Raw genomic sequence first — 18,630 nt, 5'->3', positions numbered from 1 at the left:
AATTAAATGTTAATGTGATAATTTAGCATCTTGCATAAATCGACGTTTTAATTGTCCGCATGCAGCCTGTATTTCTTCACCCATTTGACGCCTTACTGTAGTATTTCTTCCATATTTAGTAAGTGCTCTTTGAAACCGGAAGGTTTGGTTCATCGAAGGTGGATATAATTGAATATGTTCAGTACCATTTACCGGAATGAGATTAATATGTGCATTCAATTTACCTAATAAATGATGTAATTCTTCTGCGTTTTCTAAACTGTCATTAATTCCTTTTATAAGAATATATTCAAAAGTAACTCGTCTCCCTGTTTTTTCAAAATAATATACAGAAGCTTTTATTAAGTCTTGAATAGGAAACATTTTACTAGCCGGTAATATTCGATTTCTAATCGTATCATTAGGAGCATGTAGAGAAATTGCTAAAGTAATAGGAATTCCTTCTTCTGCTAAACGATAAATACGAGGAACTATACCACAAGTAGACAAAGTCATATTTCTATAGCTTATATTAAGCAAATCTTCATCATGGCAAAGGTTTATGAATTTAAGAACTTCTTCATAATTTTGTAAAGGTTCTCCGGCTCCCATAAGAACCAAAGAATGAATAGGTTGCTTAAAGACTTCTTTAAACGCATAAATTTGTGCTAACATTTCTCCTGCAGTCAAATTTCTCTCTAACCCATTTTGTGTAGATGCACAAAAAACACATCCCATTGCACATCCTACCTGTGTAGAAATACAAATAGAGTTTCCATATACATGATGCATACAAACTGTTTCAATAAACGTTCCATCTTCTAACTTAAGGAGAAGCTTTGTCGTATCTTTATCATCAGACTTTTGTTCTTTGATAATTTGAGGTTTAGAAACCATAGCATGATTCATAAGCCATTCTCTAAGCCCTTTAGGCAGCTGTTTCATTTCTGTAAAATCAAAAATAAAACGTTTATACAAATAATCTCTAAGTTGTTTTGCTCTATATCTAGGAAATCCGTTTTTCTTAAATATGTCTTCTAATTCAGGTAATGTACGCGCCCATACATTAATCATTACTATTGCTCCTTATTAATCGAGCCACAAAGAAACCATCTGTATGATATTCATCAGGCCAGATTGTAATCATACCTTCTGTAATTCGCTTTCCGTTAAAATTAAAAGTTTGTAATTTAAAATTTGGATGTGTTTTTAAAAACCATGTAATGACTTCCTCATTTTCTTCTTTATTAAGTGTGCAAGTACTGTATACAAGTATTCCTTCGGGCTTTACATAAAAAGCAGCTGTTTCCATAAGTTTTCTTTGTATGACAGGAAATTCTTTAAGACTTTCTTCACTACGTCTCCAACGAATTTCAGGTTTATGTGCTAATACTCCTAACCCTGAACAGGGAGCGTCTAATAACACTCTATCATAAAGGCCTATTCGCTTTTCATCCACAACTGTAGCATCATGTTGTTCTGCCTGAATACAAGTAATCCCTAATTTAGCTGCATTTTGTTTGATGAGATTTACTTTATGTTCATAAAGATCCCAAGCATCAATACGTGCACGATTTTCAGTAAGTTGTGCTATATTGATAGATTTGCTTCCCGGCGCAGCACACATATCTAAAATAGCTTCGCCTCTACATGGTTCCAATATGGAAGCAGGAATCATAGATGCAGCACTTTGAATGTATACCATCCCCTCTTTAATTAGAGAAGACTTAAACAAAGCATCACCATTGCCAATACGAATCCCCTGTTGACCGGAAATAAAGGGTATTACAGTAGGTTCTGCATGAAGAAATTTTAGTTTTTCCAATAATTTGTTAACAGGTAATTTTATTGGATTGCTATGAATATCTAAAGATGGTGATTTATTAAATTCTTCCAATATAGCCTTAGTACGGTTTTGTCCAACCTGTTTAATCATTCTACGAATAAGCCATTCCGGTTGATTTAATGTTAATGATAAATGCAATAAATTATTTTCTTTAGCAGTTGGAATTCGAATTTGTATTTTCTTTCTAAGATAATTTCTTAATATAGCATTAACAAATCTGGCATTTCCCATATGAGTAATTTGTTTAGCTATATTAACCGTTTCATTTACAGCTGCAGACTCAGGTATTCGATTTAAAAAAAGAAGTTGATATAATCCGATACAAAGTAAAATAGTTACTTTCTCATCAATTTTAGAAATGGGACGTGTACTTAATTTACCTATAATCCAAGTTAAATAATTATATCTGCGACATACTCCATACACAATTTCAGTTAATAAACCTTTTTCTGATTTACTCATCATTTGATACTTCGGAGGAGCATAAGTTTTCATAACTTTTTGTAGGGTTAAATTAGCATATGCATCTTTTGTAAAAACATCAAATAACACATTATACGCCAACTTCCTGGCAGAAGGAACCTCTATCGCTTTATTATTCCAATTGATCATTTATTTTTACCTGGTATCCATTAATAAAATCAGCTGCACTCATTTTTTTATGATTTTCCGGCTGAATCTCAATAATTTTTAATAATCCATTTTTAGTTTGCACAGAAATAATTTGATTCTCTAAGGAAACAATGGTTCCGGGCATTACATTCTTTTTATCATTAGGTTCATATGTTGTTTTATGTATCTTTACTCTCTTTCCACGAAAAAAAGCATATGCTCCCGGTGAAGGATAAATCCCTCGACATAACGAATCTAACACTTGTGCTTCTTGATCCCATGAAATTTTCCCCATCGACTTTGTTATTTTTTCTGCATAAGTTGCATTTTCTTCTATTTGAGGAATTGCATTTTTAAGATAATAAGGTAAATTACTTAATATTTTGACTAACAGTTGTGCTCCTTGTTTACTTAATAAGTCAAACAATTCTCCTGCTGTCATATGTGGTGTAATTTGTACTTTTTTCTGAATTAGCATATCTCCGGTATCCATTCCTACATCTAATTTCATGATAGTAATACCGGTTTCTGTTTTTCCATCAATAATTGCACGTTGAATAGGTGCCGCTCCTCTATATTGAGGAAGAAGTGATGCATGCACATTAATTGCTCCATAAGCCGGTATATCTAAAACAGCTTTCGGCAATATTTTTCCATATGCAATAACAATAAGTAAATCAGGTTGTAAGTTTTTAAGCTGTGTAAGTTCTTCTTCACCAAAACAAAGAGGTTGGTAAACCGGAATGTTTTTTTCTAATGCAAAAGTTTTTACCGGAGAAAAATTAATTTTTTTACCACGTCCATTAATACGATCCGGCTGTGTATACACAGCTATAGGTTCGTATCCGTTTTCAAAAATTAATTTCAATGCGGGGATAGCAAAGGACGGTGTTCCCATAAAAACAATCTTAAGTTTGTTCCGGTTCATGTTCTTCCAGCTTTCGTAATGCAGTTGCTTTTTCAATAAATAAAATACCATTTAAATGGTCTGTTTCATGTTGAATGCAACGGGCTAATAATCCGGTTGCTTCTTTTTGTTTCTTTTTCCCTCTAACATCTTGATACTTAACACGTACAGCCGAATAGCGTTCTACTAAACCAACATATCCGGGAATAGAAAGGCATCCTTCTGTATCCACATCTGTTTCTTCTCCTATTGGTTCCCAAACAGGATTAATATAAGCTTCGAATCCGGTTTCACCGTCATCAGCCACAAAAACTCGAATGGATAAATCAATCTGTGGAGCAGCTAATCCTACACCATTTGATTCATACATTGTTTTTTTCATATCTTGAATAATATATTTTAATTTTTTATTAAACACAGTAACGGGTTCTGCCACTTTTTTCAAAGTAGGATGCCCGGCAATAATAATTTTACTCATAAACACCATCCTTGTAATTTTATAAAGGGTCTATATCTATAATTATACCATTTTCCAGAAATAAGTTTGATTGTTTCATTACATTTTTTAGCTCTATTAAACACTTGCCTTTTATTGTAATAGATCTATAATAAGTATCCTTTCTTTTTTTTACAGGTTCATCATATGGTAATGAAATATGTAGTTCCTGTTCTAATTGAATATCCTTTACTAACCAAAAATATATATTATCCATCTTTTCTTTTACCTGCGAGTAATTTTTAGCAAAGCAGGTAATTTTCATCATCTTGCAAAAAGGAGGATATTGTAATGCTTTTCTATATTCAATTTCTGTATTATAAAATGCTTCATAATTTTGTTGAGCAGCCAATTGTATAACGTTATGTTCCGGGTTATAAGTTTGCAATATAACTTGCCCTTGTGTCTTCTCTCTACCGGCACGTCCCGCACATTGTGTAATGAGTGTAAAAGCTTGTTCAGAAGCGAGATAAGTAGGTAAATTTAAAATATTGTCAATATCAATAATCCCAACCGCATGTACATTCGAAATATCATGCCCTTTAGCAACCATTTGTGTGCCAATTAATATATCATACTTACCTATTCTAAAATCATTCAAAATAGAGGCTGCATTATGCTTTTTTTGTGTACTATCAGTATCAAAACGTGCTATACGTGCATCAGGAAATATTTCATTTAAAGATTCTTCTAATTTTTGTGTTCCCTTTCCTAAAAAAAGTATATGATTGCCATTACATACATTACAGTTTTGGGGAACATTAAAATAGGCTTCACAATAATGACATTGTAAACGATGTTTATCTTTATGATAAACCAGTGATACGTCACAATGTGGACATTTAAAGGTTTTCCCGCAAGATTTACATAAAAGCGTAGGTGCATAACCTCTTCTGTTAAGGAGTAAAATCACCTTTTTATTTTCTTTTATTGTTCGGTCTATTAAGTCAATTAAAGTATCTGAAAATATGGATGATTGCATAACAGCTTGTGGCTGTTTCATATCTATGATTTGTATATGAGGGAGTGACGTTTCAAATACTCTATGGTTCATCGTAATGAGATGAACTTTATGTTGTTTTGCCGCATGATATGAACTTATAGAGGGGGTTGCCGCACCTAAAACAATAGGACACTGATATTGTACTGCCATCACCTTAGCCACATCACGACCATTGTATCGAGGAGTTTCTTCTTGTTTATAAGAAGAGTCATATTCTTCATCAACAATAAGCAATCGTAAGTTTTTAAATGGCATAAATAAAGCGGATCTTGAACCAATAACCACATGGCTATCCCCACGTTCAATACGCATGCGATTATTATATCTTTCGCCTTTACTTAAATTACTGTGCATAAAGACTACATCATCACCAAAATGTTTAGCAAAATAATCTACCATTTGAAGCGTTAATGCTATTTCAGGAACCAGAATTAATACCATTCCCCCCATCGATAAAGCATGATCAGCCGCTCTAACATACACTTCGGTTTTACCGCTTCCGGTAACTCCTTTCAATAAAAATCCTTTATATTTTTGTTTATCAACAGCAGAAATAATATGACTCGTTGCTATTTCTTGCTCCGGAGTAAGAGTGTAGCAATAATTTTCTTTTTCTTTTTTTATCAATGAATACGTTTTTTTATTTTTATAAAACAAATGTCCAAATTTATTTTTACAAAATTCCCGAATAACATTCATAGAAAATCCGGCTTTTTCTACTTCGTGTAGAGGCAAATCTCCATGAATTTTTAAATAGGTTGCTAATTGTGATTGTTTTAATTTTCGTTTCTCATTAACAGGAAACTCTTTATCAATACTTATCCAACGTTCTAAAGGATCTTTGTGAACTGCTTTTATTAATTCGTAAGGTGATACATATTTTTTTTCTAGAAGTTCTTTCCGTTCTTCTTTTGTAAATAGTTCTATAAAATCTTCTTCATAAATTTCTGTTACCGACTCATCAATTAATGTATGTATATACATGGAACTAGGAATAATATCCCAATGTATTTGAAATGAAGTCTTTGTTTTTATCCCTTTTTTATCAATATAAAAAAGGCGAAGTGCTTCTACTACTGTACAAAAATAATAAGAAGAAATCCAAAGTGCTGTTTGAATCATTTCAGGTGTAAACCACGCAAATGAATCGATTGGTGATTTCACATCTTTTAGTGAATAATTAAGTGTAGAAGTATCTATTTCTCTTATAGAAAGAATAATCCCCTCTTCTGTTTTATTGCCAAAGGGAATAATGCAACGCCATCCAACTTGTAAAAAAGAAAGATTTTCCGGAATAATATATGAAAAGGTTCTATTTAATTTTTTAGAAGGTCTGTTAATAATTACTTCTGCAACCCGTTTCATAAGACTCCTCTTTTACAAAAATTTACATATAATAAATTTAAAACAAAATAGTAGACAGTTAATTAGATACTGTCTACTATTTTACCATAATACCAATCAAAAACAGATTTATTAAATTTATTGTATACCGGCGTCTTTACGAAGAATTTCTGCCTTATCAATACGTTCCCAAGGAAAATCTGCTTCTTGACGACCAAAATGTCCATAGGCTGCAGTTTGTTTATAAATAGGATTACGCAAAGAAAGCATATCAATAATCCCTGCAGGACGTAATTCAAAATGCTTAGTTATTAGTTCTTCAATTTCTGTATCAGAAATACGACCGGTTCCAAAGGTATCCACTAAAATTGAGACCGGTTTAGCTACACCAATCGCATAAGACAGCTGAATTTCACATCGATCAGCAATACCGGATGCTACTATATTTTTGGCTACATACCTAGCCGCATAGGCTGCAGAACGATCCACTTTTGTAGGATCTTTTCCTGAAAATGCACCTCCACCATGACGTGCCATTCCTCCATAAGTATCTACAATAATTTTACGTCCTGTTAATCCGGCATCTCCTTGTGGTCCCCCAATAACAAAACGACCTGTAGGATTAATTAAATACCGTGTTTGTTCATCTAATAAAGTAGGAGGAATAACCTTTTTTATAATACGTTCAATCATATCCTCTTCAATTTGTTTTTGCGAAATATCCGGATTATGTTGTGTAGAAATAACAATAGTATGTACCCTTAGCGGTTTCCCATTTTCATATTCTACAGTAACTTGTGTTTTACCATCGGGACGAAGATAAGTAATTTCATTATTTTTTCTTGCAAAAGATAGACGATATGCCAATTTATGTGCTAATGCTATCGGTAAAGGCATATAAATCCCTTTAATATAAGGCTCCGTCTCGTTAGTCGCATAGCCAAACATCATCCCCTGATCTCCGGCACCTATATCGTAATTTTTGGTTTCTCCATTTTTAGATTCTAAAGATTTGTCTACACCCAAAGCAATATCCGGTGATTGTTCCCCAATAGAAAGCAAAATGCCACAATGCTTTCCATCAAATCCGTATGTGGGATTTGTATAACCGATATCATTAACTGTTTTACGAATGATATCAGTATAATTTACATGTGCAGTAGTAGTTACTTCTCCAAATACATGTACTTGACCCGTAGTAACAATCGTTTCACAAGCCACTCGACCACAAGAGTCTTTTTCTAAAATAGCATCTAATATAGAATCAGAAATTTGATCGGCAATTTTATCAGGATGTCCTTCTGTCACTGATTCAGAAGTAAAAAGAAATTTTTTATCCATGATTTTCTCCTTGATAACGTAGAATATATTAAGTAATTATGTAATAAAAAAAGCTCCTCTCATGAGGGGCTAGCCATTTTCCCTCATCTTAACAGCATATAAACTGTTGGAATTAGCACCTTATCTTATAATAGATGGTTGCTGTAGCTTCATTGGGCCGTTCCCTCTGCTACTCTTGATGAGTCACGGTATTACTTATAATAAATCAAAATATACTATAATGCAAGTAAAAAGTGATATGAAAATCTATATTCATACCACTTTCTATTTATATATTTTCGATAAGGTGTTCTATAATAATATCTCCAAGTTTTTCTTTTTTCATACAAGGATAAGTATACATACTTCCATTTTGTAAAAGAATAGTTGCTTTATTATTATCTACATCAAATCCGGAATTCGTACCGGATACATCATTAGCTATTAACATATCTAAATTTTTTCTGATTAATTTTTTCTTCCCATTCTCAATGACATTCGTAGTTTCTGCTGCAAATCCGACTAAAAATTGATGCTGTTTCTTTTGTCCGAGATTTAACAATATATCTGATGTAGACTCTAATGCAAGAGAAAGCTTGTTCAACTCTTCCTTTTTTATTTTTTGCAATGCACTTTTTACCGGTTTGTAATCAGCAACCGCAGCTGCCATAATTACAACATCATAATTCATATATTGTAAATCAATCGCTTGTTTTAATTCTTCAGCGGTCTCTACATATTCTACAGAAGCCCCTACAGGAACTTTTAAATGAGGATTACAGCTAATAATATGTACTAATCCTTTTTCACGTATAGCTGCCTGTGCTATTGCATATCCCATCTTCCCACTGGATCGATTACCTATGTAACGAACAGGGTCTATCTTTTCCTTAGTACCTCCTGCCGTAATAAGAACACGTTTTCCTTGTAATCGACTCTTCCCATTTAAAACTTGGTCTATAGTTGTAAATATTTTATCTTCCGATGGGAATCTTCCTTTTCCGGTTACATTACAAGCTAAATGACCTATTTCCGGTTCTACTAATAAATATCCTCTATCTTTTAATTTTTTTAAATTTTCTTGAACAACTACATTCTCATACATATGTGTATTCATAGCCGGTATTAAAAGAATAGGAGAAGTTGTAGCAATAGCTGTTGTAGAAAGCATATCATCTGCAATCCCTGATGCTATTTTTCCTATGATATTAGCTGTAGCAGGTGCAATAACAAAAATATCTGTCCAGGAAGCTAAAGCAATATGACGAATATCAAAATTAGTAATACCATCAAACATACCCGTAGCTACAGGATATCCGCTTAATTCCCCAAAAGTAATTGGAGAAATTAATTTTGTTGCATGTGCAGTCATTATACATCGTACCTCAGCTCCTAATTGACGCAAATGACTTACCATCCCTGCTGTTTTGTAAGCGGCTATACCGCCACTTATTCCCACAAGAATATGTTTTCCTTCAAATCGCATATTTATTTCCTCTTAACGATTGTAATGTTTGCTCTTATCTGCATAAGTAATTTTATCTTTATAAATTTCTTCCAATGCAATACTTACGGTTTTTTGCCCTTCTAATCCATTAACAAAAGAATTATTTCCATCATTTAATTCACGAGCACGCATAGCTGCTAATGTTACTAAAGTATATTTGTTGTCAACTTTCTTTACTAAAATATCGATAGATGGATAACACATCATAATGAATCAACCTCCTTATTGATATATTGTTTAAATATAACTTCCACTTGTCCTTCATTACGGGACAATTTACATGACTCCGCTTCTAAAATAGCACAAGTTTTGTGCACAGCTTCTTCCAATACATCATTGACAATAATATAGTCATATTTATGTGCCATAGCCAATTCATCAGTAATTTGTGCTAAACGCTTTTTTATGACTTCTTCACTATCTGTACCACGTCCATAAATACGTTTTGATAATACATCAAAAGAAGGGGGAACAATATATACAAATACTCCCTGGGGGTAGTGTTCTTTTACCTGCATAGCTCCTTGTATGTCAATTTCTAATAATACAGACTCTCCCTTTTCAATCTTATCTAAAGCATATTTTTTTGGTGTTCCATAATAATGATCATATACTTTTGCATATTCAAGAAATGCATCTTCTTTGATTAATACTTCAAATTCTTCATTAGTACGAAAAAAATAGTTAAGACCTTCTTTTTCACCTTGTCGTGATGCTCTGGTTGTCATAGAAATAGAGTAATTTAATTTTGGATATATTTTGCGTATGGCATCACAAATAGTTCCTTTTCCTGCACCGGAAGGTCCTGATATTACTAAAAGAATTCCTTTATCTTTTTTTTCTTTGTTAGATGTAATTGTCATTATTTTTCGTTAAGCTCCTCGTTATCTAAGCTCGTATCTTTTAAACAGAGTCTATGTGAAATGGTTTCCGGCTGTACGGCGGACAAAATAATTTGTCCGGTATCCATAATCAAAACAGATCTTGTTTTACGTCCATAAGTAGCATCTATCAACTGTCCCTGATCCCTAGACTCTTGTATCATACGTTTAACAGGTGCTGATTCCGGACTGATAATAGCTATAATCCGATTAGCAGATGCCATATTTCCAAACCCGATGTTAATCAATGAAAATGTCATTCTTTATCCCCTCACTCTAAATTTTGAACTTGCTCACGAATCTTTTCAAGTTCGGTTTTAATCATTATAACACAATTAAGAACCTCGATAAGGTCTGACTTAGACGCTGTAGTATTAACTTCTCGATTAATTTCCTGTAAAAGAAAATTTAATTTTTTTCCTACTACTTTTTCCTGTAAAAGAATTTGTTTAAATTGTTCCAAGTGACTTCCTAAGCGTATAACTTCTTCTGTAAAATCTGTTTTTTCTGCATGAGCAGCTATCTCAGTAAGAATTCTTCCTTTATCTAATAACAATCCGGTTTCTGCTATTAAATCCAATAAACGGTCCCTAAATCGTTTTTCATATGCATAAGAAGATTGCTCTGCATTTTCTACAAGGAATATTCTTTGTTTTTCTATCCAATCTATACGCCGTAATATATCTTGTGCTAAATTTTGACCTTCTTGTTCACGCATATCCATGACCTGATCAAGCGCTACTTTTGTAGCTTCTTTTGTCAATAAAATCAATTCACTTTCCTCTATTTTAGGCTCATCAACATGCAACCAAGAAACCGGTAAATCTAATAAATCCTGTATTCTAATTTTTTTTGTTTTTAGTCCTTTAATATCTTTTAACTTAGAAAAAGCATCCATATATGAGTTTAAAAGGTCTGTATCTACCGTAATTTGCTTCTGTTTCAATGCAGTTGATGGCGTAAAAGTAATTTTTGCAATAACTTTTCCTCGTTCCAAAGACTCTTTAATCATAGTATATATTTCTTGCGATACAGAAACGGGAAGTTTTGAGTCATGAACTGTTATTTCTAAGAAACGGCTATTAACAGTTTTAATACTTACCTCTATCATTCCCATATCATTAGATGCAGTGCCATTGCCATATCCTGTCATACTTCGCATAGCTTAACTGTCCCCTTTCTTTCCATTAGATAAAAAATTGACCTTCAAAAACTTTAGTTGTCGGACCGGTCATGAACACATGACTATTTCCACCATTCCAAGTAATTTGTAGAATACCACCATCAACTAATATATCTATATTATTATCAACAACACCTTGTAATATAGCAGCAACTGCTGTAGCACAACTCCCTGTACCACAAGCTAGTGTAATCCCGGTTCCACGTTCCCAGACTCGCATTCTAATAGTTTTTCTATCTATAATTTTAGCAAATTCGACATTAATTTTATGAGGAAAGTGAACATCACATTCTATAGAAGCCCCTTCTAAAGTTAATCGATCATTATTTACAATATCTTTTGTGAAGATTACACAATGTGGATTTCCCATTGATACACAAGTTATGACATATGACTTATGTAATGAATTTACATACAAGTTAGCATTTAATATTTGTTCCGCTTTCATTCCTATAACAGGAATTTTATTCGTTTCAAAAATAGGCTTCCCCATATCTACTCGAACATTTCCTTCGTCCAACACTTCAGGATATAAAATTCCGACACCTGTTTCGACAGAAAATTTTTTTGCTTAACCAATCCCAATTCAAAAACCCATTGTGCAAAACAACGAATTCCATTACCACACATCTCTGCTTCTGTACCATCTGCATTAAAAATTTTCATTTTCAAATCTGCTTGTAAGGAAGGTAAAACAAAAATAATGCCATCTGCACCAATTCCGAAATGTCTATCACACAAATGAACGCATTCATTAACAATAGGATTTATATCTTTTATAGTTAACGCATTAATTAATATAAAATCGTTACCGCACCCATTCCATTTTGTAAAATGCATAATATCTCCATAATCGGGGAATATCCCTTATCTAAACTGAGTTTCCTGTAATAGATATTGCTTTATTTTATCATTCACTTTACATGCTTGTAAAATGATATACTAAGAAAAGTAAATTAAATACTACGTTTTAAGATTTAATAATCTCGATTATAAAGGAGTATTTATGCAACTTGATAGTTTAATGATTTATCACTTAACAAAAGAATTGAATCAATCTCTACTAGGTGCACAAGTTCGTGAAATACATCAAATAGATTCTCGTTTATTTGAATTAGAATTATTTAAAATAGATACAAAACCGATGCATTTTCTTCTTTCCGCACAAACCCCTACTTATGCATGCATTTTATTTGAAAAAAGAAAAAACAGTAATTTCATCCCTGCTCAAAATTTTTGCATGTCCTTAAGAAAACATTTAGAAGGAAGCCGCATTGTTTCTATTGAACAAATGAACTTAGACCGAATTATTCGTATCGAATTTAATCGTATTGAAAATAACAGCTCTATTATTTCAAAGTTTTTATATTGTGAACTTTTACCTGCCGCACCTAATTTAATACTTGCAGAAAATAATATTATTTTAGATGCATGTATTTATCATAAAAAAAATGATAGGTCGATAGTTCCACAACAAGAATATCAAGCACCTAAAAATTCCCTTCGAATGAATTTTTTAGATTTTAATGAACAAGAACTGCTTGATATTCTTGTGCATCCTTTAGATGATAAAGAAAAAACCGTTGCTGAAGTTCTTTTTAGTCTTTTTAATGGATTAAATCAAATAATTGTAAGCGAAATATGTCAATTATCTCATATTTCTTCTGCAGATATATACCATTCGCTTTCTTTGACAACAAAAAAAATATTAGCATCTGCTATTGTACAAATTAAAACAAGATTACAAAATGCAAATGGATTATTTTTTTATAAAAAAGCTAATAAAGTTCAAATCTCAGCTATCTCCTTATCGATAGATAAAGAGTATCAAAAACAGTCTGTAAATAAATGGATTGTAGATAATATCTCAAATACCGAAGGTATTATTTCTACTGCCGTCAAAGAACTCACAAAACAAATCCAAAGTGCATTAAAAAAAGAACTTCGTAAAGAAAAAAAGATTCGTGAAGAATTAGCTGAAACTGAAAAAACAGAAGAGTATAAATTATGGGGAAATTTACTTTCTATTAACGCATGGAAATCTATTCCCCGACAATTTGAAATAGAGGTAGAGAATCTTTTTGTAGATCCCCCTACTAAAGTACAAATTCCATTAGATCCTACTTTAAGTTTACCTGCTAATAGTCAGATGTATTTTAAAAAGTATAATAAATTAAAAAAACGTGAAGAAATTGGAATTCAAAAACTAAGAGATTGCTTGCAAATGCAAGAATATTTTAATAATTTACTTTATTTTGCATCCACAATTACTGATAGAAAGGCGTTGGATGAACTTCACAATGAATTAAAAAATAACGGCATAAAAAAGCAATCATCACCTAAAACATCTTTAAAAAAAGTAACCAAAAAAGAACCTTTTATACATACAGAAAACAAAGATGGGTATATTATTTCTATAGGAAAAAATAACTCACAAAACGAATTCTTAACACTTCATAAGGCCAATAAGAATGATATTTGGTTACATGCACAAAAAATTCCGGGAGCACATGTAGTGATTCATCAAGACAATGTCCAAGAAGATATTCCAAACGATATTATTCTATATGCGGCTTCTTTGGCAGCTTACTACAGCCAAGATAAAGATTCAGGAAAAGTAAGTGTTGATTATACTAAAATTAAATATGTAAAAAAGATTCCACAAGGTCCTTTAGGCTTAGTTACGTACTCACATCATAAAACAATAGTTGTAAAACCCACACCTCATAAATAAAAAGATGGTTATGAATATCATAACCATCTTTTTATTTTAATCGAGTACAAGTTGCTTCTAATATAACTTTATCTGCTTTTAATAAATGTCCTAATGCTCTCTTGAATGCCGATTTACTTAATCCAAATACATTTTTTATCTCATCCGGATTACTTTTATCAGTAAATGACATCTGTCCATCATGTTTTTTCATAAAATCTACAATGCGCTGCATATCTTCATCCATAGCCTTTTCTTTGGTAGGACGAAGGGACACATTCAATCTTCCATCTTCTCTAATAAATGTAACTCGTGCAGTTACTTCTTGTCCGGCTTTCAAATTTCTTGGCATATCTTCTTTATACAAGAATGCAATCCATTTCTCTCGAGTAATAATAAAAGCCCCATTTCGCGTAATATTATAAACCGTACCTTGAATTTTTCCACCTACTTTAATTCCCTTCGCCGGCTTAGCTAACGCTAACATTTCTTCTGCAATACGCATGGTTACAGCAAGACGTCCTGTTTTATCCGTATATAATTTAATCCAAATACGTTGGTCTTTTTCAACACGACCAATAGTTTCTGAAATAGGTAAAAATATACCACGTTCTGTTCCTACGTCTACAAATGCACCAAATTTAGTTGTTAAAAGAACATTCACATAAGCAATTTCATCTTCATTAACTTGTGGAAGCCTCATACTTGCTGTCAAACGATGATGAGGATCATGATATAAAAAAACTTTTACTCGGTCCCCTAATTTCACAGGTGTTGTTTGTTGCCCATTATGTAAAAGAATATCATCATTCGAATCCCCGGTTCCTGCCGAAAGAAATGCACCAAATTCTGCAATACGCACCACCGGTAATACAGCTATAGAGTTTTCTTTGAAAGGTAATTCTTTACGTTTTTCTTTTATATTTTGATTATTATAATCCATGCTCATGGTTTATTTCTTCACCTGCAATATTCCTTCAGAAATTATTTCTACATCATCATGATATTCTTCGACAGGAGCATCCCCCCAAAGAGAATCTAATTCATAATGACGTCTTTCATCATCTGTAAAGATATGAACAATAACATCACTAAAATCCATTAAAATCCAGTCACCTTCTCGGTATCCTTCTTTTCTTAAACAACGAATATTGTTTTCTTTCATTTTTTCTTCCACTGCATCGGCAGCAGCTTGTGCCTGTTTTTTATTTCTAGTCGAAGAAAGGATAAAGTAATCTGCAACAGATGTCAGATCTTTTACATCCAAAACCTTAATTAAAACGCCTTTTTTGCTTGAAATGGCTTGGCAAATCATTTTTACTTCTTGATTCATTATATAAGTTCTCCTTTATTAATTAATAGTTGATGCTATAATTTTCTGCATTTCAATAGGATTTACTATCCATGCATTAGAATCCTTAGACTTCTTTTCTGTATCGCCTGGAATAATACAAAATTGATAGTTTTCTTCAGGAAATTTCAAAATATCATATGCTAAAGATGCTGCTTCTTTATAATCAATGTCAGAGTAATAAGGCATCCAATAATTCTTTATAAGAATCCATGTCATAACAGAATAACCATCTTTGCATTTATGCAAATACGCTTTAATAAACCGCTGTTGTCTTTGTATTCTTGCTATTTCATCTTGGTTGGAATCAAGATAGCGTAAATAAGAAATAGAAGAATCCGCATCCAATGTTTGATAACCTAAGTGAATATAAAAATCTTCACTACCATCTTGATTCTTGTGATTCATTTCTTTTTCAACAAAAAAGTCTATCTCTCCAAAATGAGTTAATAAAGCAGCAAATGTGCTTTGATTGTAAACTATAAAATGGTCGATACGAATATGTAACAAATTTTCTAAAGAACTTTTTGTTTCTTCTACTCCACCTTCTGCATACACATCTTTAATAAACATTTTAGTTTTTTCCTCATCCCCTCGTCCTACCAAAGTATTTCGCGGAATGGAAATAAATGTCATTTTTTCTGTTTCAGAATCTACTGCACAAACGGCAATGGTACTCGCTTGAGATTTCTCTTCTTCATTAATGCCTAAGAGCAAATAATAAGTTGGTTTAGGTGTAGTTACTTGTTTAGCATAATTATTTTCATAAAATCTATAAATCGACATGCCTGCATAAATCAATGCCCCACATATCATAGCAACACCTAAAAGAAAAATGAAAATTCGGTCAAATCGGATACGAATTCTTTTCTTTTTACGCATTACTTGCCTCCGTCATATGTTCCAGTAAATTATTACGACCATCTATAGTCAATGGATATATATATGCATCTATATCCAGTAAATGTTTAATAGTAGAATTATAAGCACATAGCACTGCTTTATCTAATGATAGCTTAGATAGTTCTCGAAGATTTTCAACTCCGGGAAAGTCTCGAGAAGGCTCAATATAATCGGCTAAAAAAACAATTTTTTCAAGTAAACTCATATTCGGACGACCGGTTGTATGATAATAAATTGCCGACAAAATATCTTTATCTTTTACAGCAAACCATTTTTGTGCAAGTATCATACCTACCGGCCCATGTAAAAGTGCTTTGCTATTATACATAAAGGAATCGACTTGCATATTTGCTTGATTAACGGTTTGTTGCATATCTGTTAAAGATAAATTTTTAGCACAATCATGAATAAGCCCCGCCAATTCAGCCTTATCTACATCTGTATATTGATAATGGATAGCTAATTGACGTGCAGTAGCTGCTACTCCACAAGAATGAATAAATCTTTTTTCTTTTAATAATCCTTTAAGTTTACTTTTTATTTCTTTTATGTTCATCTTTACCTTCTGTATAGTTTGTGTTCATTTATAAAGTCAATTACATTATCCGGTATAAAGTAACGAGTGGAAATCCCCTTTTTGATCCATTCTCTTAAAATAGTAGAGGAAATAGCCAGCTCAGGAGTTTTCAAAGTTAAAATCTTTTTTTCTCCTAACTCTCCAAAATAATTAATAGTTTGAGCTAATTTTTCTACTTTCTCCGGCCGACTGGCACAAACAAAATAACAAGCATGAAGTAATTCTTTATTAAATTTCCATTCCGGTAAATCTGCAACTGCATCTGTACCCGCAATAAAATAGAAATCCGTATTCGCATCACGCTGTTCTCTAAGTTCTCGTATGGTATCTACGGTGTAAGAAACACCTTGCCTTTCAATTTCTATAGGAGAAATCGTGAAATGTGGATTCCCCTGAATAGCAATTTTTACCATTTCATAACGTAAATATTTATCTACATGATGCATATTCTTTTTAGGTGTATCTGCTGTAGGAATAAATATAATTTCCTCTAATCCGAACTCTTGCCAAGCAGCTTCTGCTATTACAAGATGTCCAACATGAATGGGATTAAACGTTCCTCCAAAAATTCCTATTTTATGTGACATATATATCCAATAATCAAATCCAATAATAAACTACCAAAAGTAATTAATAAAAATACTTGTATAAAATGACGGGCTTCAAACTGTCCTTTTTTAGTTTTAGTAAAATAATACCACATCCATTTTAACTTGTATGACATCGAAAAATCATCGTTTTGATTCTTCATTTGCGTACCTGTCCATTACCAAAAACTTTGTATTTATAAGTCACCAAAGAATCCAGTCCCATAGGGCCTCTTACATGTAATTTTTGTGTACTGATACCAATTTCAGCTCCAAATCCAAATTCAAACCCATCAGTAAATCTGGTAGAAGCGTTGTGATACAAACATGCTGAATCAATATGATTCATAAAAAAAGCTACATTATCCTTATTTTCACTTACAATACATTCTGAATGATGTGTGGAGTAAACAATAATATGTTTTACTGCTTCTTCTACAGAATCTACTATTTTAATAGATAAGATAAGGTCATTATACTCCGTACTCCAGTCTTCTTCTGTAGCCGGTTTGATAGACGAATACAACGAAGCTATCTGTGCATCGCCTCGTAATTCCACCCCATGTTGTTTCAACAAAGGGAAAATTTTTTCTATCACTAGCGGAGCTATATGTCTATGAACAAGAAGCGTTTCCATTGCATTACAAACAGAAGGTTTTTGCACTTTAGCATTAATAATTATAGCTTCCGCTTTTTCAATATCTGCCTCTTTATCTATATAAGTGTGACAAACACCACTCCCTGTTTCAATGACCGGAATGATACTGTCAGAAATTACTGTTTGTATTAATTGTTTACTGCCTCTTGGAATAACTAAATCTATAATGCCCCTCATATGAAGAATATCTTGAATTAATTCCCTTGAAGAATCTAAAACGCTGTATACAACTTGTGCCGGTATTTGAACCGATTCCAATGCTTTTTGCATGATTATCGTAAGTATTTCATTAGTATAATGTGCTTCTTTACCGCCACGAAGAATACAGGCATTCCCACTTTTAATGCATAACACAGCTGCATCTACGGTTACATTAGGTCTAGACTCGTAAATCATAGCAATAACACCAAATGGTGTAGTCTCTTTAATAATTTCTAAGCCATTGGATAATGTATGTTCTCCTATAATTTGGGATACGGGATCCGGTAAATCCATAACTTGTTTAACACCTAATGCCATATCGGAAATCTTCTTATCAGATAACAATAATCGCTCTTTCATAGATGTAGACAGATTATAAACGGCATCTGCTCTTTCCATATCTTGTTTATTAGCCTTTAATATTGCATCTTTATGCAAAAGAAGTGCATCATGAATAGCTTGTAATGCCTTGTTTTTAGCCTTCGTATCCAAAATACCTAAAAATTTAGATGCTTCCTTGACCTGTAAACAAGCCTGCTTTAATTCTAAACTATTCATTACA

The 18,630-nt window shown here is 32.6% G+C and carries 21 protein-coding genes and 1 riboswitch; of the genes, 1 reads left to right on the top strand and 20 read right to left on the bottom strand.

Annotated features, from left to right (window positions below; translation table 11 throughout):
* Positions 1 to 9: 9 nt before the first annotated feature.
* The 13 genes from rlmN to BCB69_RS06490 form a co-directional block, all read right to left on the bottom strand.
* The gene (gene rlmN / locus BCB69_RS02515; protein ID WP_022513059.1) at positions 10 to 1,053 is read right to left on the bottom strand and encodes a dual-specificity RNA methyltransferase RlmN; all 1,044 of its coding nucleotides are present in this window, start codon (positions 1,051 to 1,053) and stop codon (positions 10 to 12) included.
* Positions 1,046 to 2,437, bottom strand: a complete 1,392-nt coding sequence (rsmB, locus tag BCB69_RS02510; protein ID WP_022513058.1) for a 16S rRNA (cytosine(967)-C(5))-methyltransferase RsmB — start codon at positions 2,435 to 2,437, stop codon at positions 1,046 to 1,048. The genes rlmN and rsmB overlap by 8 nt, the downstream gene beginning before the upstream one ends.
* A complete protein-coding gene (gene fmt / locus BCB69_RS02505) occupies positions 2,421 to 3,365 on the bottom strand; it encodes a methionyl-tRNA formyltransferase (protein ID WP_069176926.1) in 945 nt (314 codons plus the stop codon). The genes rsmB and fmt overlap by 17 nt, the downstream gene beginning before the upstream one ends.
* Positions 3,346 to 3,822 carry a peptide deformylase gene (gene def, locus BCB69_RS02500; protein ID WP_022513056.1) on the bottom strand — a complete coding sequence of 159 codons (477 nt, stop codon included), beginning with the start codon at positions 3,820 to 3,822 and terminating at the stop codon, positions 3,346 to 3,348. The genes fmt and def overlap by 20 nt, the downstream gene beginning before the upstream one ends.
* Positions 3,823 to 3,841: 19 nt before the next feature.
* On the bottom strand, positions 3,842 to 6,208 hold the full coding sequence (gene priA, locus BCB69_RS02495) for a replication restart helicase PriA (RefSeq protein ID WP_069176924.1): 2,367 nt from the start codon (positions 6,206 to 6,208) through the stop codon (positions 3,842 to 3,844).
* A gap of 117 nt (positions 6,209 to 6,325) precedes the next feature.
* On the bottom strand, positions 6,326 to 7,531 hold the full coding sequence (metK, locus tag BCB69_RS02490; protein ID WP_147360745.1) for a methionine adenosyltransferase: 1,206 nt from the start codon (positions 7,529 to 7,531) through the stop codon (positions 6,326 to 6,328).
* 77 nt (positions 7,532 to 7,608) lie between these two features.
* Positions 7,609 to 7,713, bottom strand: a riboswitch (SAM riboswitch).
* An 83-nt stretch (positions 7,714 to 7,796) separates the two neighbouring features.
* Positions 7,797 to 8,993: a bifunctional phosphopantothenoylcysteine decarboxylase/phosphopantothenate--cysteine ligase CoaBC gene (gene coaBC, locus BCB69_RS02485; RefSeq protein WP_069176922.1), complete on the bottom strand. Its 1,197-nt coding sequence runs from the start codon at positions 8,991 to 8,993 to the stop codon at positions 7,797 to 7,799.
* 12 nt (positions 8,994 to 9,005) lie between these two features.
* A complete protein-coding gene (rpoZ, locus tag BCB69_RS02480) occupies positions 9,006 to 9,221 on the bottom strand; it encodes a DNA-directed RNA polymerase subunit omega (RefSeq protein WP_022513401.1) in 216 nt (71 codons plus the stop codon).
* Complete coding sequence (gmk, locus tag BCB69_RS02475; RefSeq protein ID WP_069176921.1) at positions 9,218 to 9,877, bottom strand: guanylate kinase; 660 nt, start codon at positions 9,875 to 9,877, stop codon at positions 9,218 to 9,220. Before gmk ends, rpoZ begins: the two co-directional genes overlap by 4 nt.
* Entirely contained in the window at positions 9,877 to 10,155 is a 279-nt protein-coding gene (gene remA / locus BCB69_RS02470; RefSeq protein ID WP_069176920.1) for an extracellular matrix/biofilm regulator RemA, read from the bottom strand. Before remA ends, gmk begins: the two co-directional genes overlap by 1 nt.
* Before the next feature lie 11 nt (positions 10,156 to 10,166).
* Positions 10,167 to 11,057 (bottom strand): YicC/YloC family endoribonuclease, encoded by an 891-nt coding sequence (locus BCB69_RS02465; protein WP_069176919.1) that lies wholly within the window; start codon positions 11,055 to 11,057, stop codon positions 10,167 to 10,169.
* 25 nt (positions 11,058 to 11,082) lie between these two features.
* Positions 11,083 to 11,601, bottom strand: a complete 519-nt coding sequence (gene dapF, locus BCB69_RS06495; protein WP_236887203.1) for a diaminopimelate epimerase — start codon at positions 11,599 to 11,601, stop codon at positions 11,083 to 11,085.
* Entirely contained in the window at positions 11,574 to 11,918 is a 345-nt protein-coding gene (locus BCB69_RS06490) for a diaminopimelate epimerase (protein WP_236887202.1), read from the bottom strand. The genes dapF and BCB69_RS06490 overlap by 28 nt, the downstream gene beginning before the upstream one ends.
* Positions 11,919 to 12,084: 166 nt before the next feature.
* Between BCB69_RS06490 and BCB69_RS02455 the strand changes: the two genes are divergently transcribed.
* Positions 12,085 to 13,812, top strand: coding sequence for an Rqc2 family fibronectin-binding protein (locus BCB69_RS02455; protein ID WP_069176918.1), 1,728 nt, complete (start codon positions 12,085 to 12,087; stop codon positions 13,810 to 13,812).
* 31 nt (positions 13,813 to 13,843) lie between these two features.
* Here BCB69_RS02455 and BCB69_RS02450 read toward each other — a convergent pair whose 3' ends face one another.
* Genes BCB69_RS02450 through BCB69_RS02420 form a run of 7 tightly spaced genes read right to left on the bottom strand, consistent with a single transcriptional unit; the run spans position 13,844 to position 18,626 of the window.
* Positions 13,844 to 14,740 (bottom strand): CvfB family protein, encoded by an 897-nt coding sequence (locus BCB69_RS02450; protein WP_236887201.1) that lies wholly within the window; start codon positions 14,738 to 14,740, stop codon positions 13,844 to 13,846.
* A gap of 3 nt (positions 14,741 to 14,743) precedes the next feature.
* The gene (gene rsfS / locus BCB69_RS02445; RefSeq protein WP_022513395.1) at positions 14,744 to 15,124 is read right to left on the bottom strand and encodes a ribosome silencing factor; all 381 of its coding nucleotides are present in this window, start codon (positions 15,122 to 15,124) and stop codon (positions 14,744 to 14,746) included.
* An 18-nt stretch (positions 15,125 to 15,142) separates the two neighbouring features.
* On the bottom strand, positions 15,143 to 16,024 hold the full coding sequence (locus tag BCB69_RS02440; RefSeq protein ID WP_022513394.1) for an LCP family protein: 882 nt from the start codon (positions 16,022 to 16,024) through the stop codon (positions 15,143 to 15,145).
* Positions 16,017 to 16,601, bottom strand: a complete 585-nt coding sequence (gene yqeK, locus BCB69_RS02435) for a bis(5'-nucleosyl)-tetraphosphatase (symmetrical) YqeK (protein ID WP_069176917.1) — start codon at positions 16,599 to 16,601, stop codon at positions 16,017 to 16,019. Before yqeK ends, BCB69_RS02440 begins: the two co-directional genes overlap by 8 nt.
* A gap of 2 nt (positions 16,602 to 16,603) precedes the next feature.
* Positions 16,604 to 17,209, bottom strand: coding sequence for a nicotinate-nucleotide adenylyltransferase (gene nadD / locus BCB69_RS02430; RefSeq protein ID WP_069176916.1), 606 nt, complete (start codon positions 17,207 to 17,209; stop codon positions 16,604 to 16,606).
* A complete protein-coding gene (locus BCB69_RS02425; RefSeq protein WP_022513391.1) occupies positions 17,194 to 17,373 on the bottom strand; it encodes a hypothetical protein in 180 nt (59 codons plus the stop codon). Before BCB69_RS02425 ends, nadD begins: the two co-directional genes overlap by 16 nt.
* Entirely contained in the window at positions 17,370 to 18,626 is a 1,257-nt protein-coding gene (locus tag BCB69_RS02420; protein ID WP_069176915.1) for a glutamate-5-semialdehyde dehydrogenase, read from the bottom strand. Before BCB69_RS02420 ends, BCB69_RS02425 begins: the two co-directional genes overlap by 4 nt.
* Positions 18,627 to 18,630: the final 4 nt, after the last annotated feature.

It is taken from the genome of Dialister pneumosintes (assembly GCF_001717505.1).
GTDB classification, from domain to species: domain Bacteria; phylum Bacillota; class Negativicutes; order Veillonellales; family Dialisteraceae; genus Allisonella; species Allisonella pneumosinta.
The sequence above is the reverse complement of the archived record's forward strand: the minus strand, read 5'-3'. Positions and strand labels throughout refer to the sequence as shown.

Excerpts from the sequence above, each read along its gene's own strand:
- rlmN (WP_022513059.1), bottom strand. The coding sequence starts at position 1,053 with ATGATTAATGTATGGGCGCGTACATTACCTGAATTAGAAGACATATTT.
- rsmB (WP_022513058.1), bottom strand. The coding sequence starts at position 2,437 with ATGATCAATTGGAATAATAAAGCGATAGAGGTTCCTTCTGCCAGGAAG.
- fmt (WP_069176926.1), bottom strand. The coding sequence starts at position 3,365 with ATGAACCGGAACAAACTTAAGATTGTTTTTATGGGAACACCGTCCTTT.
- def (WP_022513056.1), bottom strand. The coding sequence starts at position 3,822 with ATGAGTAAAATTATTATTGCCGGGCATCCTACTTTGAAAAAAGTGGCA.
- priA (WP_069176924.1), bottom strand. The coding sequence starts at position 6,208 with ATGAAACGGGTTGCAGAAGTAATTATTAACAGACCTTCTAAAAAATTA.
- coaBC (WP_069176922.1), bottom strand. The coding sequence starts at position 8,993 with ATGCGATTTGAAGGAAAACATATTCTTGTGGGAATAAGTGGCGGTATA.
- rpoZ (WP_022513401.1), bottom strand. The coding sequence starts at position 9,221 with ATGATGTGTTATCCATCTATCGATATTTTAGTAAAGAAAGTTGACAAC.
- gmk (WP_069176921.1), bottom strand. The coding sequence starts at position 9,877 with ATGACAATTACATCTAACAAAGAAAAAAAAGATAAAGGAATTCTTTTA.
- remA (WP_069176920.1), bottom strand. The coding sequence starts at position 10,155 with ATGACATTTTCATTGATTAACATCGGGTTTGGAAATATGGCATCTGCT.
- BCB69_RS02465 (WP_069176919.1), bottom strand. The coding sequence starts at position 11,057 with ATGCGAAGTATGACAGGATATGGCAATGGCACTGCATCTAATGATATG.
- BCB69_RS06490 (WP_236887202.1), bottom strand. The coding sequence starts at position 11,918 with ATGCATTTTACAAAATGGAATGGGTGCGGTAACGATTTTATATTAATT.
- BCB69_RS02455 (WP_069176918.1), top strand. The coding sequence starts at position 12,085 with ATGCAACTTGATAGTTTAATGATTTATCACTTAACAAAAGAATTGAAT.
- BCB69_RS02450 (WP_236887201.1), bottom strand. The coding sequence starts at position 14,740 with ATGAGCATGGATTATAATAATCAAAATATAAAAGAAAAACGTAAAGAA.
- rsfS (WP_022513395.1), bottom strand. The coding sequence starts at position 15,124 with ATGAATCAAGAAGTAAAAATGATTTGCCAAGCCATTTCAAGCAAAAAA.
- BCB69_RS02440 (WP_022513394.1), bottom strand. The coding sequence starts at position 16,024 with ATGCGTAAAAAGAAAAGAATTCGTATCCGATTTGACCGAATTTTCATT.
- yqeK (WP_069176917.1), bottom strand. The coding sequence starts at position 16,601 with ATGAACATAAAAGAAATAAAAAGTAAACTTAAAGGATTATTAAAAGAA.
- nadD (WP_069176916.1), bottom strand. The coding sequence starts at position 17,209 with ATGTCACATAAAATAGGAATTTTTGGAGGAACGTTTAATCCCATTCAT.
- BCB69_RS02425 (WP_022513391.1), bottom strand. The coding sequence starts at position 17,373 with ATGAAGAATCAAAACGATGATTTTTCGATGTCATACAAGTTAAAATGG.
- BCB69_RS02420 (WP_069176915.1), bottom strand. The coding sequence starts at position 18,626 with ATGAATAGTTTAGAATTAAAGCAGGCTTGTTTACAGGTCAAGGAAGCA.